This window comes from Bacteroidia bacterium, assembly GCA_016218155.1.
In the GTDB taxonomy this organism is placed as follows: Bacteria; Bacteroidota; Bacteroidia; order Bacteroidales; family GWA2-32-17; genus GWA2-32-17.
Genome location: JACREQ010000059.1, coordinates 1 through 26,827 on the forward strand (window position 1 = coordinate 1; position 26,827 = coordinate 26,827).

Annotated in this window: 20 protein-coding genes; 10 read left to right on the forward strand and 10 right to left on the reverse strand. The window is 31.3% G+C overall.

Going from position 1 to position 26,827, the window contains the following annotated elements:
• Window positions 1-58: 58 nt before the first annotated feature.
• Window positions 59-3,433 (reverse strand): methylmalonyl-CoA mutase family protein, encoded by a 3,375-nt coding sequence (locus HY951_10860; GenBank protein MBI5540549.1) that lies wholly within the window; start codon window positions 3,431-3,433, stop codon window positions 59-61.
• A 107-nt stretch (window positions 3,434-3,540) separates the two neighbouring features.
• Window positions 3,541-4,311, reverse strand: coding sequence for a hypothetical protein (locus HY951_10865; GenBank protein MBI5540550.1), 771 nt, complete (start codon window positions 4,309-4,311; stop codon window positions 3,541-3,543).
• A gap of 165 nt (window positions 4,312-4,476) precedes the next feature.
• Here HY951_10865 and cysK point away from each other — a divergent pair, with 165 nt between their 5' ends.
• Complete coding sequence (cysK, locus tag HY951_10870; GenBank protein MBI5540551.1) at window positions 4,477-5,415, forward strand: cysteine synthase A; 939 nt, start codon at window positions 4,477-4,479, stop codon at window positions 5,413-5,415.
• A gap of 121 nt (window positions 5,416-5,536) precedes the next feature.
• Here the strand turns inward: cysK and HY951_10875 are convergent, their stop codons facing one another.
• Together HY951_10875 and HY951_10880 are read right to left on the reverse strand one after the other, a co-directional pair.
• Window positions 5,537-6,991, reverse strand: a complete 1,455-nt coding sequence (locus tag HY951_10875) for a T9SS type A sorting domain-containing protein (GenBank protein MBI5540552.1) — start codon at window positions 6,989-6,991, stop codon at window positions 5,537-5,539.
• A gap of 74 nt (window positions 6,992-7,065) precedes the next feature.
• Window positions 7,066-7,728 carry a response regulator transcription factor gene (locus HY951_10880; protein MBI5540553.1) on the reverse strand — a complete coding sequence of 221 codons (663 nt, stop codon included), beginning with the start codon at window positions 7,726-7,728 and terminating at the stop codon, window positions 7,066-7,068.
• A 274-nt stretch (window positions 7,729-8,002) separates the two neighbouring features.
• Here HY951_10880 and HY951_10885 point away from each other — a divergent pair, with 274 nt between their 5' ends.
• The 4 genes from HY951_10885 (at window position 8,003) to HY951_10900 (ending at window position 11,976) form a co-directional block, all read left to right on the forward strand.
• Complete coding sequence (locus tag HY951_10885; protein ID MBI5540554.1) at window positions 8,003-8,773, forward strand: enoyl-CoA hydratase/isomerase family protein; 771 nt, start codon at window positions 8,003-8,005, stop codon at window positions 8,771-8,773.
• A 104-nt stretch (window positions 8,774-8,877) separates the two neighbouring features.
• A complete protein-coding gene (locus tag HY951_10890) occupies window positions 8,878-10,221 on the forward strand; it encodes a 3-hydroxyacyl-CoA dehydrogenase family protein (protein MBI5540555.1) in 1,344 nt (447 codons plus the stop codon).
• A 41-nt stretch (window positions 10,222-10,262) separates the two neighbouring features.
• A complete protein-coding gene (locus HY951_10895; protein ID MBI5540556.1) occupies window positions 10,263-10,655 on the forward strand; it encodes a GxxExxY protein in 393 nt (130 codons plus the stop codon).
• Between the two features lie 76 nt (window positions 10,656-10,731).
• Window positions 10,732-11,976, forward strand: coding sequence for a 3-ketoacyl-CoA thiolase (locus HY951_10900; GenBank protein ID MBI5540557.1), 1,245 nt, complete (start codon window positions 10,732-10,734; stop codon window positions 11,974-11,976).
• 158 nt (window positions 11,977-12,134) lie between these two features.
• Here the strand turns inward: HY951_10900 and HY951_10905 are convergent, their stop codons facing one another.
• From HY951_10905 to rpiB, 6 genes are all read right to left on the reverse strand, one after another.
• Window positions 12,135-13,358, reverse strand: a complete 1,224-nt coding sequence (locus HY951_10905) for an alanine dehydrogenase (GenBank protein MBI5540558.1) — start codon at window positions 13,356-13,358, stop codon at window positions 12,135-12,137.
• Window positions 13,359-13,398: 40 nt separating this feature from the next.
• Window positions 13,399-13,818 carry a tRNA (adenosine(37)-N6)-threonylcarbamoyltransferase complex ATPase subunit type 1 TsaE gene (gene tsaE, locus HY951_10910; GenBank protein MBI5540559.1) on the reverse strand — a complete coding sequence of 140 codons (420 nt, stop codon included), beginning with the start codon at window positions 13,816-13,818 and terminating at the stop codon, window positions 13,399-13,401.
• Complete coding sequence (locus tag HY951_10915; protein MBI5540560.1) at window positions 13,815-15,383, reverse strand: PglZ domain-containing protein; 1,569 nt, start codon at window positions 15,381-15,383, stop codon at window positions 13,815-13,817. The genes tsaE and HY951_10915 overlap by 4 nt, the downstream gene beginning before the upstream one ends.
• Window positions 15,380-18,091, reverse strand: coding sequence for a tetratricopeptide repeat protein (locus tag HY951_10920; protein MBI5540561.1), 2,712 nt, complete (start codon window positions 18,089-18,091; stop codon window positions 15,380-15,382). Before HY951_10920 ends, HY951_10915 begins: the two co-directional genes overlap by 4 nt.
• Window positions 18,092-18,221: 130 nt before the next feature.
• Window positions 18,222-20,006 (reverse strand): hypothetical protein, encoded by a 1,785-nt coding sequence (locus HY951_10925; protein ID MBI5540562.1) that lies wholly within the window; start codon window positions 20,004-20,006, stop codon window positions 18,222-18,224.
• A 119-nt stretch (window positions 20,007-20,125) separates the two neighbouring features.
• Window positions 20,126-20,563, reverse strand: coding sequence for a ribose 5-phosphate isomerase B (gene rpiB, locus HY951_10930; GenBank protein MBI5540563.1), 438 nt, complete (start codon window positions 20,561-20,563; stop codon window positions 20,126-20,128).
• A gap of 700 nt (window positions 20,564-21,263) precedes the next feature.
• Between rpiB and nadA the strand changes: the two genes are divergently transcribed.
• From nadA to HY951_10955, 5 genes are all read left to right on the forward strand, one after another.
• Window positions 21,264-22,241, forward strand: a complete 978-nt coding sequence (gene nadA, locus HY951_10935; protein ID MBI5540564.1) for a quinolinate synthase NadA — start codon at window positions 21,264-21,266, stop codon at window positions 22,239-22,241.
• A 62-nt stretch (window positions 22,242-22,303) separates the two neighbouring features.
• Entirely contained in the window at window positions 22,304-23,866 is a 1,563-nt protein-coding gene (locus HY951_10940; protein ID MBI5540565.1) for a hypothetical protein, read from the forward strand.
• Between the two features lie 6 nt (window positions 23,867-23,872).
• Window positions 23,873-24,517: a hypothetical protein gene (locus HY951_10945; GenBank protein ID MBI5540566.1), complete on the forward strand. Its 645-nt coding sequence runs from the start codon at window positions 23,873-23,875 to the stop codon at window positions 24,515-24,517.
• Window positions 24,518-24,801: 284 nt separating this feature from the next.
• A complete protein-coding gene (ruvB, locus tag HY951_10950; protein ID MBI5540567.1) occupies window positions 24,802-25,827 on the forward strand; it encodes a Holliday junction branch migration DNA helicase RuvB in 1,026 nt (341 codons plus the stop codon).
• A gap of 1 nt (window position 25,828) precedes the next feature.
• Window positions 25,829-26,827 carry a hypothetical protein gene (locus HY951_10955; protein ID MBI5540568.1) on the forward strand — a complete coding sequence of 333 codons (999 nt, stop codon included), beginning with the start codon at window positions 25,829-25,831 and terminating at the stop codon, window positions 26,825-26,827.

Consider the following 26,827-nt stretch of genomic DNA (forward strand, 5'->3'; position numbering starts at 1 on the left):
AATCGGGATTTGTAATCCCGATTAAAATAAGTTCGTAATAGTTGTAATCCGTAACAAATTACATATTCCTTCTGTATTCCCCTCCTACTTCAAATAAAGCATTGGTAATTTGTCCGATAGAACAATATTTACCCACTTCCATTAGCTTATCAAAAATATTTTGATTTTTTACTGCAGCATGTTTTAACTCTTCTAATAATGCAGGAACTTTGTCTTCATTGGTTTTATGAAGTTGCTCTAACATTTCTATCTGATACTGCTTTTCTGATTCTGTTGCACGAATAACTTCTCCTGGAGTTACAGTTGGCGAACCTTTGCTCGATAAAAATGTATTTACACCCATAATTGGTAATTCACCAGAATGCTTTAGCGTTTCATAGTACAATGATTCTTCCTGAATTTTACTTCTTTGATAAGTTGTTTCCATTGCCCCTAAAACGCCACCACGTTCTGTTATACGATCGAATTCTGCCATAACGGCTTCTTCTACCAAATCAGTTAATTCTTCAATTATAAACGCACCTTGCGTTGGATTTTGATTCTTGGCTAATCCTAATTCGTGATTAATTATCATTTGAATAGCAATAGCACGACGAACTGATTCTTCTGTAGGTGTTGTTATAGCTTCATCGTATGCATTTGTATGTAATGAATTACAATTATCATAAATTGCATAAAGAGCTTGAAGTGTTGTGCGAATATCATTAAAATCAATTTCCTGTGCGTGCAACGAACGACCGGAAGTTTGAATATGATATTTTAATTGTTGCGAACGGGCATTTCCTTTATATTTCAATTTCATTGCCTTTGCCCAGATAATACGGGCAACACGACCAATTACAGAAAACTCAATGTCAATTCCATTCGAGAAAAAGAAAGAAAGATTTGGAGCAAATTTATCAATGTCCATTCCTCTTGATAAATAATACTCAACATAAGTAAAACCATTTGAAAGCGTAAAAGCTAATTGCGATATTGGATTAGCACCTGCTTCGGCAATATGATAACCTGAAATTGAAACCGAATAAAAATTGCGAACGTTGTTATTTATAAAATATTCCTGCACATCGCCCATAAGCTTTAAAGAAAAGTCAGTGGAGAAAATACAAGTATTCTGACCCTGATCTTCTTTTAAAATATCGGCCTGAACTGTGCCTCTAACAACTGAAATTGTTTCGGTTTTAATTTTATCGTATACTTCCCTTGGCAAAACCTGATCGCCCGTAACACCTAGTAACATTAAACCCAAACCTTTGTTTCCATCTGGTAAATCTCCCTGATATTTTGGTCTTGTTGTTCCTTTGCGTTTATAAATTGCTTCAATTTTTTTATCTACCTCAGCAGTTAAATTATTTGCAATAATATATTTTTCACAATTCTGATCAATTGCTGCATTCATAAAATATGCAACCATCATTGGCGCGGGACCATTAATTGTCATTGATACAGAAGTCATAGGATCGGCTAAATCAAAGCCAGAATACAATTTCTTTGCATCATCTAAACAAGCGATTGAAACACCCGAATTTCCAATTTTTCCATAAATATCAGGGCGTGTATGGGGGTCATTACCATATAACGTTACTGAGTCAAAGGCAGTTGAGAGTCTTTTTGCACATAATCCACGTGAAACATAATGAAATCTTTTGTTAGTTCTTTCAGGACCGCCCTCTCCAGCGAACATACGTGTTGGATCTTCGCCCTCACGCTTGAAAGGAAACACACCACCCGCATAAGGAAACTCTCCCGGTACATTTTCTTTTAAGTTCCATTTTAAAATATCGCCCCAAGCTTTATACTTTGGCATTGATATTTTTGGTACAATAGTATGAGAAAGAGTCTCGGTATGAGTTTTAATTTTAATCTCCTTATCGCGAACTTTAAAAATATAATACTCCTGTTTATATGAGTCAACTTTCTTTTCCCAACCCTCAATAATTTTGCGATTGTTGTTTTCCAGGTTTTCGTTTATTTCTAAATAAAGATCTTCAAGAGTTTTTAAAAGACTCTCGTCATTCTTTGATTTTTTAATAGTTTCTATAGTTAATCTTAAACTATAAAGTTTTTGAGCAATTTCTGCCTGCTCGTCAGCTTTTAAATTATAGCCTCTAATTGTATCAGTAATTTCTGATAAATATCTTATTCGATGAGGAGGAATAATATAAATTTTTTCTGGAATCTCATCAGTAACCCTAGATGTTAATTTAAAATGCTCACCCAATTTCTCATTCGCCTTTTCAATAATTGCTTTAAAAAGCTGGTTTACGCCCGGATCATTAAACTGTGAAGCAATTGTTCCAAACACTGGCATTGTGTCAACTTCCTTTTCAAAAAGCTTGTGATTGCGTTGATATTGCTTTTTCACATCTCTTAAAGCATCCATTCCACCACGTTTATCGAATTTGTTAAGCGCAATAATGTCGGCAAAATCAAGCATATCAATTTTTTCAAGTTGAGATGCTGCACCATATTCCGGTGTCATTACATAAAGCGACATATTACTATGATCGATAATTTCTGTATCAGATTGACCAATACCAGAAGTTTCGAGAATTACCAAATCAAAGCCAGCAACTTTTAAAATGTTAAGAGCATCTTTAATATATTTTGAAAGAGCTAAGTTCGATTGACGAGTTGCCATTGAGCGCATATAAACGCGAGGATTAACAATTGAATTCATGCGAATTCTATCTCCTAACAAAGCACCACCGGTTTTTCTTTTCGAAGGATCTACACATATTATTGCAATTTGTTTTTCGCTAAATTCGGCTAAAAATCTTCTTACAAACTCATCAACCAAAGATGATTTTCCAGACCCACCCGTACCTGTAATCCCTAAAACAGGAAGTGTGACATTAACAGCAAGTTCATTTATTTGAGTTATTTCTGCCTTAACCTCGTCGGGATAATTTTCAACTGCTGATATTAACTGCGCAATTGTATGGTGATCTTTATTTTTAATTTTAGATATATCTGTTTTTACATTTTTACCACAAGGGAAATCTGATTTTTCTAGCAAATCGTTTATCATTCCCTGTAAGCCCATTTCACGACCATCATCCGGTGAATAAATACGAGCAATACCATAATCCTGAAGTTCCTTTATTTCCTCGGGAAGTATTACTCCACCACCACCACCAAAAATTTTTATATGTCCGCAACCTCTTTCTTTAAAAAGATCTAACATATATTTAAAGAACTCCATGTGTCCACCCTGATAAGAAGTTATTGCAACCGCCTGCACATCTTCCTGAATTGCACAATCAACAATCTCCTGAACAGAAATATTATGACCTAAATGAATTACCTCGGCACCAGACGATTGAATTACTCTACGCATTACATTAATCGTAGCATCATGACCATCAAAAAGCGATGCAGCTGTAACTATTCTAATGTGATTTTTTGGTCTGTAAGCTTCTTTATCTTGCATAATTTATAAAATGTATATAAAACCCTCAAAAGTCATGATTTTTTTTGAAAAATTAAAGAGGAATTAATTAAAAAAGTAGAATAGTTAGGAAAGAGAAGAAATCTCTGTTATTGCGTTTTTCTCATTTCTTCTACAATATCATTATGCCGGTTTATTGTTTTTCTTAAATAACTATTTGCAATAAAATGATAAATAATTTTTCCTGCTAAATATGAAGCGATTGCAACAGGTAAAAACACTTCTACGTCGCCATCATTTAGTGCACCTAAAAGCATTATAGAACAAGGAATGGGATACATGGTCAGCAATCCCCAAATTCGTAAACTTGAATAGGTTGAAATATCTTTTAAAACAATTTTATCATTTACTAAGAATGGTTTTAATTTCCCTCCGCCAAGGCCAACGCGACTATTTCCAATTCCATTAACATCAAAATTATACTTTACCAATACAATTAATCCGCTGGGATAAATATATCTAAATTGTATCTTCCTCTTTAACTCTATGTGTCCTTTTATATTTGCCTTAAGTATCTCCTCAAGCGATGTTGGACCGTAATAAAATATTGTCTTATTGCTATCACCAAGAAACCTGTAATCAGAAAGTTGTAATCTAGACGTATCTACATTTATTTTAAGCTTTTCATCTGTTATCCTTTTTTCAGAAGTCAGATAATATTCTATTTCATTTGCTTTTAAAACATGTATTGTTGTGTCAGAATTATTCCAGTAACGAAATTCAAGAGAAATAATATTATCCCTTACAATTTTACATTCAATAGTATCAACAAAATCTTTGGTATAAATAATATCCTGGGAAAATGAATTATTATTGAGACATATAGAAAGTATTATTACAAATAAATTAAAATACTTCATCTTAAATTTACAAATTGTTGTTTCAAATGTAACAAAATATTATATAATAAGATAACCGCTTTAATTTAAATTTCCTTTTTGCTAAAATAAGGACTAAAATACTCCTATAAATAGGTATTTACTTTTGCTTTATTTGTGCTCTACTTTGCAGAAAAAAACACAACTATGTCAAAAATTGCTAAAAACTTAACAGAATTAATTGGAAACACACCTTTATTAGAGCTTTCCAACTATAATAAATTAAACAACTTACATGCAACAATAATTGCAAAGCTCGAATATTTTAATCCAGGAGGAAGCATAAAAGACCGCATTGGTTATTCGATGATTAAAGATGCTGAAGAAAAAGGATTAATAACAAAAGAAACTGTAATTATTGAACCAACAAGTGGAAATACCGGTGTTGCTCTCGCTTTTATTTCGGCAGCAAAAGGCTACAGATTAATTTTAACTATGCCAGATACCATGAGCATGGAACGTAGAAATTTACTTAAAGCTCTTGGAGCAGAACTCGTTCTAACGCCAGGCTCAGAAGGCATGAACGGCGCTATAAAAAAAGCTGATGAATTGGCTTCAACAATAAAAAATTCATACGTACCACAACAATTTAAAAACCTTGCAAATCCTGATATACACCGCAAAACAACAGTTGAAGAAATATGGAAAGACACTGATGGTAAAGTAGACATTTTTGTTGCAGGAGTTGGTACAGGTGGAACAATAACCGGAGTTGGTGAAATTCTAAAGAAAAGAAACCCCAATGTTAAAATTATAGCTGTTGAACCAACTGACTCACCTGTATTGTCAGGTGGAAAACCAGGTCCACATAAAATTCAAGGAATTGGAGCTGGGTTTATTCCAGAAATTTTAAACACAAAAGTAATTGATGAAATTATACAGGTTAAAAACGAAGAAGCTTTTGAGGTTGGTCGTAGCCTTGCCAGAACCGAAGGTTTAATTGTTGGGATATCTGCAGGTGCTGCTGTTTTTGCTGCAACCGAACTTGCAAAACGTCCTGAAAATAATGGAAAAAATATAGTTGTTATTCTACCAGATACCGGCGAACGATATTTGACAACATTGCTTTATAATTTAAACGAGTAATTATTATTGTCATACTGAAGCACTCGAAGTATGACACACTCTTCGAGAACCTCAGAGTGACATTTTTTAAATAAAAAAAGGTGGTAAATAATTTTTACCACCTTTTAATTTTTATAAGTATTTACTCTATAATAAATTTGCCTGAATTTAAGGTTTTATTACTTTTTCTTAATTCATAAAGGTACAACCCACTTTTTAACTCATCTTTATTAACGATTATTTTATATTTATCCACAGGTATAGTTTTAACCTCTTTTCCTGTTAAATCAATAATCATTAATTCTGTTCCCAAAACATCTATTTTTGAATTAATTTCTATTGTAACTGTTGATCTAAAAGGGTTTGGATATAAAGTAATAATATTATTATTAATAAAGTTCGACATAATATTGGTTCCCAAAGGCTGTGATTTAAAATGTAATTCATCAATAATTAAGCTTGAGCCAACAAAGGACAATAAAGTATCTTGCCAATTTGATGAATAAATGCTAATAATTGTAGAATCAGGCGCTTGTGGTAAGCTAAATGGAAATTCTATATATTGATATGATGATGAAGCAAAAAGCTCGATGCTGTTTCCCCAGAAATTTATATGGTTGTTTTTGAAATTCAATTGTACAATTGCAGTATCACTTCCTGATGGAAAATACTTATAAAAAAAGGTGAGAGTGTCTATTTGATTTGAATATGGATAACCACCCTGTTGATTACAGTTTCCATTACAGTTATTTGGATAATAGCCGGTAGATATTCTACCTGATCGTGCAACAGGTTGGCTATTTTGATTACCTAAATAAGTCTGAAGTTCAATAGCATAAGATCCTGAATTAGCATCGTTAGTTTTAGCCAGCCCCTCACCAATTTCTGTTTCGGTATACCAGCTATCAGGAACTTCAAAAGTTTGATTCTGCCACAATTCAAAGTCACCGTTCATTTGAATAGGTTGACTTGTAATTCCTTTCAGTGAAACACTATCAAGAATTAAAGTACTTCCAGCTGGTCCACCTGGACCTTGCTGCTGTGCATTATTCAAATTACAAGAAAGAGCCGCAATAATAAATGAATCAGGAATTTGTGAAAGTGGTGGGTTAAATGTAAAATCAAATAATGTATAACTGCTTTGAATTCCATTTAGGAGATAAATATATGAACCAATATTAACACCTGCCTTGCTAAATGTTACAATAAATGTGGCAGAGTCTGTATTAGCAACATTATATTTATAATAACCTCTGATTCCATTTGGTTTTTCGCTAATTGGTATACCTCCAACCCAAGATGAAGGATCTCCATCAGGACTATCGTTCACAAAATAAGCAACAGAAGTATCTGTAGAATTTGCGTTGGTTGTAAGTTGAACAGCGTAATTTCCATGATATGCATCAGTTGTTTTAGTAACATTAAATGGAAGATTAAACCTGAAAAAATTCTGAGCATTTGAATTAACGGGATAATATAATGGAGCTTCGCTAATACCAGATTGCCATAATTCAAAATCTCCATTAGGTATCGAATTTTGAGAACATACTGATAATGTTAATAGAACAAAGCTTAAAAGAAGTAACTGTTTTTTCATATTTGTTTAAATATTAAGATTTAAGCAAATATATAACTTTTTATATTATTGTTAAAAAACTACTTTGAAAAAGATTAAATATAAAAATCTGTAGAGTCAATAAGATTTGATTTAATCGCAAACAGAACTAACTCTGATGAATTTTTTACACCAAGTTTTTTAAGAATATTTTTTCTGTAAGTATTTACAGTATGAATACTTATAAACAGTTTTTCAGCTATTACTTTTGCTGTTTTTCCTTCGGCTACCAGTTTAACAATCTCTGTTTCGCGCTTTGTTAATTCTTTTATATTTATTGATGACTTTGTTGTTATTTTTTTGTTGGTTAACGCTTTATGCAAACATTCAATTACTGTTTCGCAAAAAGATTTACCATTATTTGATATTACGGTAATTGCTCTGACAAAATCAACTTTCTTGCAATTTTTTAAATGATAGGCTTTTACACTGTTATATTCCAATGAAAAAAGAACATCTTCTTCATTATATTTATCTTGAAAAATAAACAAATTTGTGTCAGGAGAAATTTTTTCTATTAAACCAATATCACTAATTTTTAATCCCGCTATTTGTTCAATATCAATAATTAAAATTTCGGGTGTTAAACTCTCTAATTTTTCAAATAAGGTAATTTTATTTTCAGCTTCTTCAATAATTCTAATATTGTTAAACTGACTAAGAATTGATTTTATTCCCTCAATTGTAACTGGTTGCGAATCGGCTATTAAAATCTTCACCTAAAATTTTTTTATCAAATATATAACGATAAAACGTAAGATAAAACAATACAAATTTGTGATTTGAAATTAGTCCTATTTATTACTCTACTTATTTAACTTCATCTTTGTTTATGTTTGTAGTGTTAAATAACATGGAAACAGTATAATGCCTGTTGGCATTAGAAAATTAAGAAAATTTGAGAGATTGAAACATCAGAAAGATGAGAAATCCTATAATATGTTTCAACATTATTTCTATATTTAACTCCCAAAATAAAATACGCTTTAAAACATGGAATACAAAATCTTAAAACTTGAAATTAAAGACAATATCGCAATTGTTACCATTAGTCGTCCTCAGGCAATGAATGCTTTAAATTCTGACTTTTTTAAAGAAATGGAAGCAATGCAAACACAAATTTCAAATATGAATGAAGTGCGTGCATTGATTATTACCGGCGACGGAAAGGCCTTTGTTGCAGGAGCTGATATTTCAGAAATGTCTGATATGAATTCACAACAAGGAAAAGATTTTTCAAAAATCGGACAAAAAGTTTTTGATGGTTTTGGAAAAATGTCAATACCTGTAATTGCTGCTGTTAATGGCTTTGCGCTTGGTGGCGGATGTGAATTAGCTATGGGTTGTGATATTCGTATTGCAAGCACTTTTGCTAAATTCGGTCAGCCGGAGGTAAATCTTGGATTAATCCCAGGCTATGCAGGAACACAGCGTTTACCTAGATTAGTTGGTTTATCAAATGCTCTTTATTTATTAATGACCGCTGATATGATTAATGCAGAAGAAGCATTTAGAATAGGGCTTGTTCAAAAAGTGGTTGAACCAGATAAATTAATGGAAGAAGCTATAACAGTAGCAAACAAAATCGCTGCAAAAGGTAAAATTGCTATTAAAATGGTAAAACAAACTACCATTATGGGCATGAAAACTGATTTTGATTCAGCTCAAAACAATGAAGCAGTTGAATTTGGAAACCTCTTTGGTAATGGCGAATCAGGAGAAGGGATGAAAGCATTTCTTGAAAAAAGAAAACCAAGTTGGTAAAATAACAAATTCCAAATAACAAGCCCCAAATTCAAAGAAATGTTTGGGTATTTAATTTTGAAAATTGGAATTTATTTAAAATAAATAATTATTAATTAAACCAAATGAATATGAATTATGTTGAGAAATTTCAAAATGTAAGCGTATTAGGAGCTGCCGGCAAAATGGGTAGCGGAATACTTTTACTTACAGCCATAGAGATGGCAGACATGAGCCTTAAACCTGAAAATAAAGACAAACTTTTTATTTTGTATGCTGTTGATATCAATCAAAAAGCATTGGGTGGCCTCATGAAATACATACAAGCACAGGTTTTTAAAGCTGCTGAAAAGAAAACTATTGCTTTACGTAAAATTTATGCTGACAGAAAAGATTTAATTGACAATCTTGAAATCATAGAACAATATGTAAAAGACGTAATGAATATTATTCGTCCAGTAACTACTTTAGAATCTGCATACGAATCTAATATTGTTTTTGAAGCTGCCAGTGAAAACCCGGATCTTAAAATTAAAATGTTTTCACAAATAAACCAAAACTCAAAAGTAAAACCTTGGTTCCTTACAAATACATCGTCAATTCCAATTGGATATCTTGATAAAGAAGCAAAATTAGAAGGTAGAGTTCTTGGAGTTCATTTTTACAACCCTCCTGCAGTACAAAAATTAGTTGAGGTTATTAAATCAGAAAATACCGTACCTGAATTACCAGAATTTGCAACTCAACTAATTAAAAATCTTCGCAAAATTGAAGTTCCTTCAAACGATTTTGCTGGTTTTATTGGTAACGGACATTTTATGCGCGATGCACTTTATGGTATGAATGAAGCCGTTAAACTTTCTGCACAAATGCCTTTCGTTGAAGCTGTTTATGCAATCAACAAAATCACTCAGGATTATTTAATTCGTCCAATGGGTATTTTTCAGCTAATAGACTATGTTGGAATTGATGTTTGCCAATACATTATGAAAGTAATGAAACCTCATGTATCTGACGAAGATATTCATAGTCCATTGTTAGATAAATTTATGGAAATGGGTGTAAAGGGTGGACAGAATTCAGACGGTTCACAAAAAGACGGTTTCTTAAAGTATGAAAAAGGAAAAGTTACCGCAATATATGATCCTGAAACAAAACAATATATTGCTATTGAAAGTTTTGCAGCAAAATGTGATGCTAAATTAGGAGCATTACCTGCTACAATTAAACCATGGAAAGCTGTTGTTGGAAATCCTGCAAAAGAAGAAATCTTTAAACAGTATTTTACAGAATTAAAAACAATGGACACATTAGGTGCAAAAATGGCTACTCTTTATGCTATTCGTTCAAAAGCAATCGGACAAAAATTAGTAAGTGATAAAGTTGCTCTTAACGAAAAAGATGTAAACACTGTGCTATTAACAGGATTTTTTCATGCTTATGGTCCAATTAACGATTATTTAAACTAAAAAAATAGCCACTAAATCTCAAAAACACAAAAGATCACAAAATGGATTATCTTCCTCTAACAGAACAACTCGAAGATCTTGGAAAAAAGATTGTTGACAGTGCTTTTACTGTTCACAAAACTTTAGGTCCCGGTTTGTTAGAAAAAGTATATGAAGTTTGTTTTTGTCATGAATTAAAGAAAAGAAACATTTCATTTCTTCGTCAAGTTGATATTCCTATTGTTTATGAAGGAATCAGATTTGAAGAAGGTTTACGATTAGATGTTTTGGTAGATAATTCAATAATTTGTGAACTTAAAGCAGTTGATGAAATGAATCCTGTTTGGGAAGCTCAAATTCTAAGTCATTTAAAATTAACAGATAAAAGACTTGGTTATTTGATTAACTTTAATGTTAAAAATATTGGAATGGGAATTCATCGTTACATTAATTAATAAAAACTTTTGTGAAATTTTCGAGCTTTAGTGCTTTGGTGGCAATAAAAAGAAACAATAACCTTAAAAAAATAGAATCATGAAACTAAGAAAAAAAATATATATGGTTGCTGGTTATAACACCATATCGATGGGAACCGGCAGAAAAGAATTTAATCCAAAAAAAGAACGTCCAGGCCTTGAAGAATATATGAAAGAAGCCGGACAGGGTGTCTTAAAACAAATTGGTGGTGCTGCAAATGTTGACGAATGTGTAGTTGGAAATTTTATTGGAGCAAGATTCAACAGACAAGCTAATATGGCGGGATTTTTCCCTTTTGTTGATGAAGGATTGAAATATAAACCATGCACCAGAGTTGAAGGTGCTTGTGGAACAGGAGCTCTTGCTTTAATGAATGGTATTAAATCAGTACTTGCCGAAACAGCAGAAGTTGTGCTAGTTGTTGGTATCGAAGTTCAGAATACGGTAAAAGCAATTTACGGTGCAGATATTTTGGCTGCTGCTGGCTGGAGCAAAGAAAGAAAAGATGGACATGCATATTTCTTCCCTGGAAAATTCAGCGATCGTGCTGGAAAATATTACGAAAAATTTGGCAAAGAAAAAACCCGTAAAGCAATGGCTAAGTGGTTTGTAAATGCAATGGAAAATGCTAGACTTTGCTCAACTGCTCAGGAATTTCATAATACTTCAAAAGATTTAGAAGCTCTTGGAATGATGGAGCCAAATGGTCGTTCATTTGTTGATCATTTAAATGTATTCGATTGCTCTAAAGTATCTGACGGTGCTTCAGCAATAGCAATTGTTTCTGAAGAAGGTTTAAAACGTTGTGGAATTGATAAAAAAGACGCTATTGAAGTTATAGGATTTGGTCAGACAGAAAACGATATTACATTACCACCAGCAGATCATACAAAACTCGATACAACTGCTGCTGCTGTTAAAAAAGCTTTGGATATGGCTAATATTACTAAAGACCAAATTGGTACTGTTGAATGTCATGATTGTTTCACTATTGCTGGAATTATGGCTACAGAAGCTATTGGATTTGCTGAACATGGAAAAGGACCAGATTATGTTTTAGCTGGCAATACATCTCGTACTGGCGAAGTTCCATTTAATACAACTGGTGGTTTAATTGGTTGGGGACATCCAACAGGTGCAACCGGAGTTCATCAGGCAGTAACAATTTTAGAACAATTAACAGGAAAAGCTGGTGATGCTCAAATAATTATTAAACCTAATCGTCCATATGGATTAACAATTAACATGGGTGGCGATGATAAAACTCTTGTTTCAATTGTTTACAAAAAAGCTGAATAAATGTTTGAAATAGATTAATAAAAATGAAGTCAGGTCTTTCGACCTGACTTTTTTTATTTTATTATACTGCTACTTAGATGGCGGGTCATGCCCGCCATGACGTGCTAGAGTTTTTTTTCGTCATTACGGCCTTGAGCCGTAATCTCATTTTAAACAATTTAAAACGCCCCCATTAATAAATTAATATCTTGTGTTGGTAAAGAAAACAAGCTTCCTATATATCGATTGGTAAGAGTTCCGTTAAAAATATAAATCCCATGTCTGAAGCCAATATTTTCTTTTGCAAAGCGATTTATACTTCCCGCCTTACCCATTTCAAGAATCAATGGAGCAAATATATTACTCAAAGCATATGAAGCTGTACGGGCAACTCTGGATGCAATATTTGGCACACAATAATGAACTACTCCATGTTTAATAAATACAGGATTTGTATGTGTTGTAAGTCTTGAAGTTTCAATACAACCACCTTGATCAATACTAATATCAATTATTACGCTACCCTTTTTCATTGTTTTAATCATCTCTTCTGTAACGAAATAGCTTGTTCCTTTTTCGGTCAGGCGAATAGCACCAATTAATACGTCAGCAGATTTTAAAGCATTTGCAAGAACCAGTGGATGTAAAACTGAAGTATAAATATGTCGTCCTAAATTATTTTGTAAACGTTTTAATTTCCAAGCAGATGCATCAAATATTTTTACCATAGCACCCAAACCAATAGCAGTTCGCGCTGCAAATTCTCCCGCTGTTCCAGCACCAAGAATAACAACCTCAGAAGGATTTACTCCGGTTATTCCGCCCAACATTTCCCCTTTTCCACCATGCACATTACTTAAATGTTCTGCAGCTGTTAATATTGAAGTGCTTCCTGCTATTTCGCTCATCGATCTTACAACAGGATAACAATCATTTTCGTCTTTTAAATATTCAAATCCAAGACATGTAAGTTTTTTTCTCATCAAACGATGAAGATATTCAGCATTTTGAGTTGCTACGTTTAATGATGAAATTACTAATTGATGAGCCTTGGTTAAACCAATTTCAGCATCAGTTAAAGGTGCAACCTTAAGTAACACATCAGATCTGAAAACTTCTTCTTTACTTGTTACTATTTGTGCACCTGATTCGCTGTAGCTATTGTCTAAAAAATTTGCTGCTTTGCCTGCATTGGATTGAATTAATACCTCGTGGCCGTTATTTATAAGTAATTCAACTGTAATTGGGGTAAGGGCAACACGATTTTCATTTCGTTCTTCTTCCAGTGGTATTCCAATTGTAAGTTTCTTTTGATGATTTTTTACTGCAAGCATCTCTTCCATTGGCATTAACTTAGCTCCTGCCAATGAAATACCTTTAGCACCAGATTTTGAAGTTACCATAAATTAAATATTAGAAACCAGATAATTGAACTAATTCTCGTTATACGTACAAAGTTAATGTACGTTTCTGTTTTTCGTCTATTTTTATACTGATTTTTTGAGTTTCGGCTGGTAATAAAGGTTCTGCCAATTCGGGCCACTCTATAAAACAATAATTTTTCCCATCAATATATTCTTCAAAGCCAATATCTATTATTTCATTTATTTTATTTAAACGGTAAAAATCGAAATGAAAAACTGACTCATTGTTAGTTGTTACATACTCATTAATTATAGCAAAAGTAGGACTGGTAACATTTGAGGTACAGCCCAATAAATTACAAATTTCTTTAATTAATGTTGTTTTACCTGCACCCATTTCAGCATAAAATGCAATAATTTTATTTTTTCTAGTGTTTTTTAAAACCCACTCGGCCGCTTGTGTTAATTGCGACAATGAATCTAACTGAAACGAAATCATTTTTTAGGGCTTAATGTTACGGCAGGAATTAACATTTCTTCAATGCTTACACCACCATGCTGAAATGTATTTTTATAATACTTAACGTAGTAATTAAAATTATTTGGATAGGCCAAAAAATCATTATTACATGCAAATATATAAGTGGAGCTAAGATTAGATTTTGGCAAATAAACTTTTGCTGGATCTGTTATTTCAAAAACTTCTCTTGCATTATAATTTAGATTTTTACCTTGTTTATATCTAAGATTAGTAGTAGTTTGCTTATCTCCAACAACTTTTACGGGTTTATCAACTTTAATAGAACCATGGTCAGTAGTTAAAACCACCGTAATATCGTGCTCGGCAAGTAATTTTAAAAAATCTAACAATGGACTATGTTCAAACCAGGATATTGCAAGAGAACGATAAGCAGCTTCATCTTCGGCCAATTCGCGAATCATATTCAGCTCAGTACGGGCATGAGATAAAATATCAACAAAATTAAATACTACAACACCTAATTTGAATTTTAAAATATCAGAAAACGAATCAACCAATTGTTTTCCCTGACTGTTGTTAAGAATTTTATTATAATAAATTGGATCTGTTCTCCCCATGCGGGAATGCTGCTTATTAAGCAATTCTTCCTCGTGCATATTTTTACCACCTTCCTCTTCATCATTAAGCCAGATGTCGGGAAAATGCTTATCAATTTCTGAAGGCATTAGTCCTGCAAACATTGCATTTCGTGAATATTGAGTGCTTGTAGGTAAAATCGAACAATAAACATCATCATCAACAACTGTAAAAATGTCGTGTAATTTTTCTTCCATTACGCGCCAGTGATCAAGACGAAGATTATCAACCAACACAACAAAAACCTGCTTGCCTTTATCTAACAAAGGGTAAACCTTTTGTTTAAATACTCCTGGAGACATAAGTGGCTTATCCTGAGTTTTCTGATCAAACCACCTAACATAATTATTCTTTATAAATTTTGAAAACGCTGCATTTGCTTCAGATTTTTGCATTTGCAAAATTTCGTCCATTGTATGATCATTATTCTTATCAAGTTCTATTTCCCAATATATCAAGTTTTTATATACTTTCTTCCAGCTTTCAAAATTATTTGCAAATGAAATTTCCTGCGAAAGTTTACTAAACTGAATCTGAAAAGAATGAGTTGTTTTGTCGGAAATCAGCCTTTTGTTATCAAGATTCTTTTTTATTGCAAGTAATACCTGATTGGGGTTTACCGGTTTTATTAGGTAATCGGCAATTTTTGACCCAATTGCCTGCTCCATAATATTCTCTTCTTCGCTCTTTGTTACCATAATAACAGGTACCAAAGGACTGATCTTTTTTATCTCGTCTAAAACCTGTATACCACTTAATCCTGGCATGTTTTCATCGAGTAATACTAAATCGTAATTATTGGCTTTAACCATTGCAATAGCATCATCGCCATTGTATGATATATCTACCGAATAGCCTTTTTCTTCTAAAAAAATTACATACGGACGAAGCAAATCAATTTCATCGTCGGTCCATAATAGCTTAGCTTTTATTGTTGGTTCTGTCATTTGCCTTTTTCGAGATACTTTTTGGCAAAAAACTTTTGGTATCTGTCAAAGTCTTTATCTGCCTGAAGAACCTCAATATTTTTTTCTGAGATTACAAAAAATTTGTACTGACGCTCATCAATATCCTTAAACACAACGTCTTTATGTTTATTTGCAGACTTATAATATTTAACTGCTTCTTTCCTGGAATTAAATGGCTGAACTTTTATTAGCTGATAACGATCATTCCATGTTCCTGTTGATATTTCAAAATTAAACATGCTGAAATAATCTATATTGTAGCCAAACAGATTGTATTTTAAGTGATAAATATCTGCATTTTTATCTAATAAAATTATAAAATATTGTTTATCTGTTTCATCTAATTTATAAAGAGCATCTTCAGTCTCAACTTGTGTTACAGGATTGGTCTCTACATTATTTTGGTTCTGTGTTGTATTATTTGTTATGGTATTATTATTAGTTATAGTAGAGTTGTTGTTAGTTGTTTGATTTGCTAAATATGTATAATCACCTTTTGACACAAAAGCCAATATACTTTCAGCGGTCATTTTTTCTTCTGTACCGGGGTATTTTGTTATAATATCAGATAAAGATGTTTTTAATCCGTCAACGTTGCCTGTACCACCTGTAGATAATGCTTTTAACAAATCAAATTTTGCTTTAATGTGGTTATTTGTATATAACGAATCGGCAACTCTGCAATAACCAAAAACTTTAAAATAATTATGATTAGAAAACTCCTGATATGCATTATCATAAAGTTGATTAACCTTATCTTTTGCTTCTGAAAGTTCTTTTAAATAATTAGGATTAGATAGCATGTGCGCAAAATTACTTTCCGGAAACTCCTGTAAAATAAGGTTTTTATATTTATTTGCTTTATCGTTATCTTTTAACTCTACATTCATTTTATATAAATCGTAATAAGAAACCAGCTTATACTCTGAATTTGGAAAACGGCTATTTAATGTTTCGAACTGAATAATTGCTAAAGGAAAATTTTTAAGCCTGTTCATGTAAGCTTCGCCAGATTTAAATAAGGCCTCTTCTACTTTAAGGTTAGATAGTTTTAACAATGAGTCCTTTAGCGGTAAATGCTGTAAGTAGAATTCACGTTTTTTATTATCGGTTATTGCTGGTTTAATTACAGAGTCCACAGCATTTGTATCGTCTGCCATTGCCATTACCTTAACTGCTTTATTCTTTCTGCGCCAGTCATCCTCAAGCTTTCTGTTTCCCCATTTCTTTTTAAACTCGGCTACACCAAAACTTAATGTAGCAGGATTATAGAAATACCATTTTCCGCCAGCGTTTGTTCCCATATTCTGGTTTTGCTGGTTTTGTTGAAACAACATAGAATTTATCTGCTGTTGCTGCTCTTCTTGTCTCTTGCGCTCCTCTTCCTTTACAACTTCCTGAATAAGATCATCAATTAATTTGTTTCTGTCTTTCTCGGTCATTGCAGCAATACGCTGTAAACTATCCTCATTCTGAATAATTAAAAGATTCTCTACCAATTCCTTAAGATTTTTGGTTTTTGCATCAACAACAGAATAGTCTGGATATTTTGTATCAATAAAGGACATTGTGGAGTCATAATATGCCTGTGCAGTAATATATTTTTGTTTTCCAAAATATATATCTGCCATAGCCAAAAACGATAATGCTTTTTGCATTTGATTGCTTACACTGGTTTTTGCAGACAATTTATAGTTTTCAAGAGCTAATTCTGTTTTATTTTCTTTTTGATAAAGATTGGCTATTGCGTAATAAATCTGATCCTGATAATCAATATTTTTATCGTCCTTTAACATCTTAGAAAGCTGTTTCCTTATTTGATCGGCATTACCCGAACCAAAATCAAAACAAGTTGCACGATTAATCTGTGCATTAAAAATCATCTCATATGGAGGGTTATACTTTGTAACAGCAGTATAGGCTTCTGAAGCATTTGTATATTGTTGAAAATGCTGATAAAGCTGAGCAAGTATATAATTATAACGAGCCTTCTCTCTTTTTTTATGCGATAATGTTATTGCAGTTTTTAACTTAGGAATAGCATCTTCATATTTCTTTTGTTTTATATAAAGATCGGCATAAGTCAGTGTGAGTTCTTTTATTAGCCTTTTAGGGAAATCTTTTTCACCTTCTATTCTGTCCAAAATGTTACGGGAATCATTGAATTTCCCCATTTCGTTATATGTCTTTGCAAGCCATATACTTGCATCGTATTTTATTTCTTCGTAAGTATATTCTTTAATTATATATTCAAAAGCTTCTTCGGATGCGTAAAAGTCATGATTTACAAATTTGCTTTTGCCGGTAAGCATCCAACTATCATCAACCCAATTACAATATTCACTTTTATTATAAAATGCTTTTTTCTTTTTAGAAATATTACCGCTTTTTCTTTTTGGACGAACTGTAATAGAATGTAACTTAATAACTTTAGCTGACTTGTTTAAAGCGGTCTCCATTTCACTCGAAGCCGATTTAGCTGCTTGTTCATTACTAATTGGGAATACAGGAATAAAAGTTGTAAAATCGTCTTTAATTGTATTGTCGACTTTTTTTACTCCTTGTTTAAAAGACTCTCTTCCGTTAAAAAATGCATTATAGTGTGCTGTAAGGTTGTGGTATGATCTTGAAATAAGAGTATTTCTGGTTTTTGAACACGAAAGTGTTACAAAAATCAGTAAAGACAATAAATATATTAATCTACGATATCTCAAAATTGTAAAAACAAGTTTACTATAAACTAAGTTTATGCAAAATTATTATTTTTTAGCAGAAAAAATCAATTTAAATTCTGTAAAAAAATAGCATCTATTAATTTTAGAGTTTATTTAACCTCAGTTTTAATTCCTCTAATTGCTTTAAAGAATTTTTTGTTACAGCCTCTGAATCAACTGTTACAGTCTGAAAAAGATTCTCGTAATACTTAATTCCATCTAAGAAATAGCTTTTAAAACCTGCTATTAATTCATTTGATTTGTCGGTTGGAATTGTATTGTCGGCTATTTTTGTTTCGAGATAATTAATATTAATAACAAGCTCGTTAATAAAAACATGTGGTCGATCTGTTCTTTCAATAATATTAGTTCTTCCGTAAATATGATCTACCATTTCCTGCAAAGAAACTATTTTTGAGAAGTATGCAATATTTGGCCCCGGACAAACAGAAACGCCTTCACCTTCAGCTGCAATTGAAATTCCATTCTTCATTAATGCTGCAGTACCCAATCCAACGCAAATACAAGCTTTGTCAACAATTTTTCGATATTCCTTATCGTATGTCGCTTTATCAATAGTTTTTTCGCTTAATTCTGCTAACTTTTTTTTCTGATATTCTCTTGAGCCTGTGCAAACTGGATTTCCAGGGAATTCAAAATTAAAAGAACCATATTTTTTTATACAGTTACTTCCTGGTTTTCCATCGGCAATTCGCTTTTCTTTCTGAATATCCTTTGTATTATTCCTAATGTTATTAAAAGGAACTCCATATGGAGAGATGTCGCTTAAATAAACATCTTCTTCTCTTGCATCCTGTAACAATTTTAATGTTTCGTCATCAACATTAGTTACTTCTGGAACCAATAGAAAAGGTGTTCCCCAGCCAACAGAGTCTAAGTTATAATATTTTAAAAGAAAATTATGTTCGATAGAAGTACCAACGCCACCCTGAGCGGTTACCTTAATTTGAAGCGGATTTTGCGGAACAAATCTGTTTTTATCTTTCAAAGCCTGAACAAGAACAGCATGAACTTCGCTAACAAGAGAATCGCGTTTAAGTCTGAATTCGTCTAACACCGGTCCTATAAGGCTTCCCTGTGAAACAAAAGCATGTCCCCCACAATTTAATCCTGATTCAATTCTATATTCCGAAACCCAGATTCCTTTTTTTGCTAAAAATTTTCCCTGAATTAATGCTGAACGAAAATCACTTACTTTTAATGTAATCTTCTTCTTTAAAAAACCGGAATCATCTTTAGGATAAAAATCTTCGAATTTTTCAATATAACTATATAATCTTGGATTTAATCCTGCAGATAATACAAGAGAAGAATTTGATAAATTACTTATTGCAAACCCACGCATAGCTGCATGAGCATCATTATATTCAACAGGTAACGGGTTGTTTTGATAAGTATTTGCCTTATCAAGTTTAGTCATAATGTTTACATCAATAGCTCCTGAAATTAAATTGGCATTTAACCATTTTTTTAAATCAATGCCTTGAAGCTTTTGAACTACCGATTCATATTTTTCTTTTAACCAATCAGAATCGGGAAGCATTTCAAAATATTTTTGAAGCTCTTTTGATTTGTTATCAAATGAGTCTTTTAATTCTTCAAAAGATTGTTTTACCAACTCATCGATTAGGTTAAGATATGCAGTAATTCTTCTTGCACGATAATCTTCAGAGTTAGTTGGTATTGGTTGAAAAGGTATGTTTAATTTAAAACTATAATACTGACGCATTTTTTCTATTATTCCATCATCAACCATAGAAATAACAGAACTAATTCCGTATTTAGCAACACGAACGGGACTATCTATTGAATACCCAATTCCCATTACCGGAATATGAAAAGTATGCGGTTCTTTACCGTTTATCATTCAAATAAAATTATAAGGAGTAATAAATTTCCTTTTAATCTACATAAAATATAGATTTGCAAAGGTAACTATTAAGTTTGCTATACCAAATTTTATAAAACTTAATAATGCTTAAAGTTTTATAACACATTTTTTGGGATTTTATCTATTCTTTTCTGGTGTCTGCCTCCCTCAAAATCAGTAGATAAAAAAACCTCTACAATTGCCTTTGCTTCATCTTTAGAAATAAACCTTGCCGGTAAAGCACATATATTAGCGTTGTTATGTAATTTTGCAAGTTTGCAAATTTCTTCAGTCCAGCATAAAGCCGATCTTATTTTTTCGTACTTATTTACAACCATATTAACACCATTTCCACTTCCGCAAACAACAAAACCCAAATCAGCATTGCCATTACTAATATCAATTGCCACTTTGTGAGCAAAATCAGGATAATCAACACTATCTAAACTAAAGCATCCATTATTTATAACTTCTATTTTTTTTTCTTTTAACCATACTATAATGTTTTCTTTTAATTCAAATCCTGCGTGATCCGATGCTATAGAAATTTTCATATTATATTATTTTTCTTTTTGGTTAAAGATAAGAAATGAGATTAAAATTATTCTTATTTTTTTTTATTTATAATTAAATTTTAAAAAATGATTTTCTAATATTAAATTATTTCCAAACTTTATTATATTTTGTTTATTTTTTTGAATATTATTTTTTAACATCGTTAATAATCTAATATATAATTTGTTATAATTAATAAATAAGTTTTTATTCTTATTATCAGTTCTTTTATAAATTGAAAAATTGTTAATTAATTTTCAATAATTTTTTATTATCGGTTACAAATATATTTTGAGTTGTGATTTTGAAAAACTGTATAACCAAGAATTCTAATTTTAAAAATCTATTTGACGAATTTGAAAAAAATAATTGAACAAAAACACTGACAATTTTTATAAATTTATTTATTAAAAATAGGTTGTTAACTCAACTTATAAACATTGTTAATTATTCTTTTTAATTAACTGACCATACGAATAAATCATTGTTAACTTAATGTTATTAATATTTAGATTTTCATTAATACAAGTATGCTTAAATAAAAGTTTCAACTATACTAACCGACTATTATCATCATTATAAAAACATATTTAAGTTTTAATTAATAATAATAATTAAGAGTTAATATTTAAAAAAAGTGAATAAATGAGATTTAATAGAATTACAAGTTAATTTTGTTTTTTGATAATTTTATAAAATATGAACGATTTAGAAGAAAAAGGATTTTTAGATATTAGTATAGATTCTAATATTGATTTAAAAAAAGAAATAAATGAATTAAAAAAACAAAAGAATGCAATTCTTTTAGCTCATTATTATCAAACAGGAGATATTCAAGATATTGCAGATTTTGTTGGTGATAGTCTTCAGTTATCCCGAAAAGCTGCGGATAATGATGCAGATATTATTTTATTTGCCGGAGTACATTTTATGGCAGAAACAGCAAAAATGCTTTCACCGCAAAAGAAAGTTTTAATTCCTGATTTAAAAGCTGGTTGCTCTTTAGCTGATTCAATTAAAGCAGTTGATTTTATTAAGTTTAAGGAGAATTATCCAGATCACATTGTTATTTCATACGTTAATACAACTGCAGAAATAAAAGCCCTTTCAGATGTAATATGTACTTCATCTAATGCAATAAAAATAGTTGAAAGTTTTCCGAAAAATCAGAAAATAATTTTTACACCAGATAGAAATCTTGGTAACTATATTAATAGTAAAACCGGAAGAAATATGGTTATATGGGATGGTGCCTGTCATGTTCACGAACAATTTTCGATAGAAGGAATTATTAAATTAAAAAAAGAAAATCCTGAAGCCAAAATTATTGCACATCCGGAATGTCAGAAACCTATATTAATAATTTCTGATTTTATTGGATCAACAGCTGCATTATTAGATTATACAACAAAAGATTCAACACAAAAATTTATTGTAGCAACAGAATCCGGAATTTTACATCAGATGCAGAAAAATTGTCCCGATAAATTATTTATTCCAGCACCACCACTTGATTCAACATGTGGTTGTAATGATTGTAATTTTATGAAATTAAATACTTTAAAAAAGATTTATATAGCTTTAAAATACGAACAGCCTGAAATAATTTTATCAGAAGAACTAATAAAAAAAGCTGTTATTCCAATACGTAGAATGCTTGAAATTTCAGCCAAATAGTAAAATAAAGAGTTACATAAGCTTTAAAACATTCATTATCTTTGTGAAAAATTTAACTATTAATGGTTAAAAAAATAGCCATATCAATATTGCTTATTTGTTTTGTGATTCCTTTTGCTTTTTCACAACCAAATGATGTTAATCCAAATGGTTATAATAAATTTTATTACAGCAATGGTAAAGTTTCCAGTGAGGGTAATATGAGAAACGGAAAACCTGATGGTTTTTGGAAAACATATTATGCTGATGGTATTTTAAAGTCTGAAGGTAATAGGTTTAATTATGAGTTGGACAGTATATGGTTGTTTTTTAATGATAAAGGAGATACTACTTTAAAAATAAATTATAAAAATGGTAAAAAGAATGGATATTTATCAACCTATGAATATGGTTTAAAAAATGGAATAAAAACTGGTGGAATAATATCTAAAGAACTTTTTTTAAATGACATAAAACAAGGAATATCTTATTATTATGAAAATAATTCTTTATATAAATCTGTTACCTATAAAGATGGAAAGAAAAATGGCTTATCTAAAGAATTTGATAAAAACGGAAAGATAGTAGCCATAACAGAATACAATAATGATTATATTATTAATCGAGAAAGAATTAATCAGGTTGATAAAGTTGGATTAAAACAAGGTGTATGGAAAACATTTCACCCAAATGATAAAATAGCAATTGAGTCAAATTTTTTAAATGATACTTTAAGTGGCTATTATAAAGAATTTGATATGGTTGGTAAATTAATAAAACTTGAAAAATATTTTTCGGGGAAATTATTATCAGATAGTCTTGTATCTGAAGCTAATCCTATTAAATGGGTAGAAGATTTTTATGATAATGGAAAAGTAAAATTTCGTGGTGGATATAAGGATGGTTTACCTATTGGAATACATAAAGAATATCCTCGTGATGGTACTATTGTAATTGCTAAAGAATACGATGAAAATGGAAATTTTATTGGCGATGGAACAGTTGATGAAAATGATAAAAAACAAGGTGTTTGGAAATATTATTATGAAGGTGGTGAAGTAAAATCGCAAGGAAATTTTAAAGATAATTTAAAAACAGGTGAATGGATATTTTATTATATCGACGAAAAAATTGAGCAACGCGGAAAATATAATAAGGATAAGCCAACTGATTTGTGGACTTGGTACTATAACAACGGTAATAAATGGCGTGAAGAATATCTTATTAAAGGTGTTGAAGAGGGCAGTATAACAGAATACAATAAAGAGGGTATTGTTATATTAAAAGGCGAATATGTTGATGGTGAGCGTGAAGGAATATGGAACTTTAATAATGGTGATAATACAGAAGAAGGTAGCTATCAGGGTGGATTGCAAAATGGAATTTGGAAAGGTTGGTTTTCTAATGGAAAACTAAATTATCAGGTTAATTTTGTACAAGGAGTTCCCGATGGTAAGTATAAATTATATTATGAAAACGGTAATTTGCGAGAAGAAGGAATTTTTTCGATGGGAAGTAAAGAAAAAAACTGGAATAAATTTGATTACGAAGGAAACCTTTATTTGACAATTACTTATAAAAACGATAAGGAAATTAAATTGAATGGTGTTAAAATTAAATTACCTAAGGGATCAAACGAACAATAAGTGGCGGTGAGAGTATTATTATTTCTATCAATTTTTATTTTATTTTTCAAAATTAATACTGAAGCACAGTTAGTTGATTCAATTTCTGAGGCAATAAAATTTAAGCCAAAACTCTCAATAAGGTTAGATAACCGATATTCGTTTACAGCCACTACTCCATCTAAAATTATTGCAATAAAAATAGGTGCCGAGTTTAACGATAAATTTAAAGTAGGTGGTGGGTATAATTTACTAAATTCTACATTAACTAAACCTGTTTATTATAACGAAGGTGGTGTTGATACTGTTTTAACATCAAACCTTAAAATGAGTTATATGAGTTATTTTATAGAATATGTTTTTTTTAGAAATAAGCGATGGGAATTTAGTATTCCGCTTCAAATTGGAATTGGAAATACACATTATGAATATCGTTTTGATAAATTTAAATTCAGAAATAACTGGAGCATGATTGTTAATTATGAAGCAAGTGTTTCTGGTCAGTATAAAATAATAAAATGGGTTGGTATAGGAGCTGGATTTGGCTATCAGCTTATGTTAAAAGATAATCCGGCTATTCAGGAAAATTTTAATACACCAATTTATGTTGTAAAGTTTAAAGTCTTTCTTGGCGAAATTTACAGATCTGTTTTTCCTAAAAAGAAGAAATAGACGCTGATTAACACTGAAAAACGCTAATAAAGAAATTATAGATTATTTTTTGACACTAATTTATTAACTTATTTACGTCATTGCGAGCGACCATAGGGAGTGTGGCAATTCCCTCTCTTTTTCGTCATTCCGGACTTAAGGGCATATTACTCCTTAGTAAACTTTGTTAACATTACACCAGTCCCACTCTCCAAATCATCATTCCGGACTTGTTCCGGAATCTATTTTTTCTAAAATTGACAATTGGTAAAAATTTAATACTTTTGAAAATAGTTTAATGGTTTATTATAATGAGCGAATTCGATATAAGAGAAGAAAACACAGGCGAAAACGATAAAGAAGTCGAACGCAAGCTCAGACCTAATGAATTCGAGTTTTTTTTCGGACAGGAAAAGGTAGTTGAAAATCTACAGATATTTGTTCAGGCTGCAAAAATGCGAAGCGAATCTCTTGATCATGTTTTGCTTCACGGACCTCCGGGATTAGGTAAAACTACTTTAGCAAATATTATTGCAAATGAACTTGGAGCTAACTTAAAAGTTACTTCGGGTCCAGTATTAGATAAGCCAGGTGATTTGGCCGGATTACTTACTAACTTAGAAGCTGGCGATGTTCTCTTTATCGACGAAATTCATCGATTGAGCCCGGTTGTTGAAGAATATCTTTATTCGGCAATGGAAGATTACAGAATTGATATTATGCTGGATAAAGGACCAAGCGCCAGATCAATTCAAATAACTTTAAATCCTTTTACTTTAATTGGTGCAACAACACGTTCGGGTTTATTAACAAGCCCATTGCGCGAAAGATTCGGAATTAGAATGCACCTTGAATATTATAGTGCCGAAATTCTTGATAAAATAATTAACAGATCGGCCTCTATTCTTCAGGTAACAATAGACGCAAATGCATCATATGAAATTGCTCGCAGAAGCAGAGGTACCCCACGTATAGCAAATGCTTTGTTAAGAAGAGTAAGAGATTTTGCCCAGGTAAAAGGTGATGGAAATATTGATTTAAAAATTGCACAATATGCTCTTGATGCTTTAAATATTGATAAATATGGGTTAGATCAGATGGACAATAAAATTCTGCTAACAATAATCAATAAATTTAAAGGTGGACCGGTTGGCTTAAATACAATTTCAACTTCGGTGGGCGAGGATGCAGGTACTATTGAAGAGGTTTACGAACCATTTTTAATTCAGGAAGGATTTTTAAAACGTACGCCACGTGGTAGGGAAGTTACCGAATTTGCATATAAACATTTAGGAATGAAATTACCCAATATGGATCAAACTCTTTTTTAAAATGCGAAATATAATTGTAATTATTGTTATGGGATTATTTTTCACCGGTTGTGTTGGCGAATGGGATCGCAAACTCGATGAAAAACAAATAAGTACAGAAATATTTGGAACTACAAGTACTTTTAGTACTAAAAACGTAAGACTGAAAGTTAATGAATATGATAATATATTAACCATAACAATAGATTATAAGCTTCCAAAAAACTTTAGTTTTCCGGTTGATAGTTTTTATGGTGATACTCTTACAGAAACCAGATTTTATCTGAGATTATTATGTGATGGTAAACCTATAACACTTAACAGAAATGTATTAGGTTATCGTGGTTTTTATGATTCTGCTTCTGATACAAGTGTTTTAATTATTCCATTTAAAAAGCAATTAATTTATCCTACGTATCATGATGAGGTTAAATTTTCTATGGCAGTATTTCACATGTTAAAAGCAGGAAATCATAAGATTGACGGGGAATTATTTATAACTAAATTTTATGGCTCTCATTATGATAAGGAGACTAAAGAAACAACTGAACTGGAAGTTGATAATAATGATATAAGCGGAAAAGTAAACTTTAAAATTAAAGTTCCCGAGATTTATCTTACAACTATTTATGGCAATGGTCTTGAATTGCGTAATGATGATAAATTTTCTCCAAGAGGAATGGATTTTTCATTTAGAGAGGGTTATCCAGATATTTATTGGGAAATATTTTATCCCGCATATGGCGAGAGTGATTTTACTTTTCCCTATTGGAGGTCAAAAGAGGCTACTTATGCAACCGGTTATAGCGATAAAGACACTATTTATTTGTACCATTTTTCTAACAATGAAGAATTTAAAATAGGTGTATACGACAGAGATGATTTATCTGGAGATGATTATCTTGGTGATTGGTTTGGTACAATTAAAGATATTGAATCAAATACTTACAAACGATTAAAATTTGATAACCTTCAATGGTTAGAAATTAAAGCAAAACAACAAGGTTGCATTAATAAATAA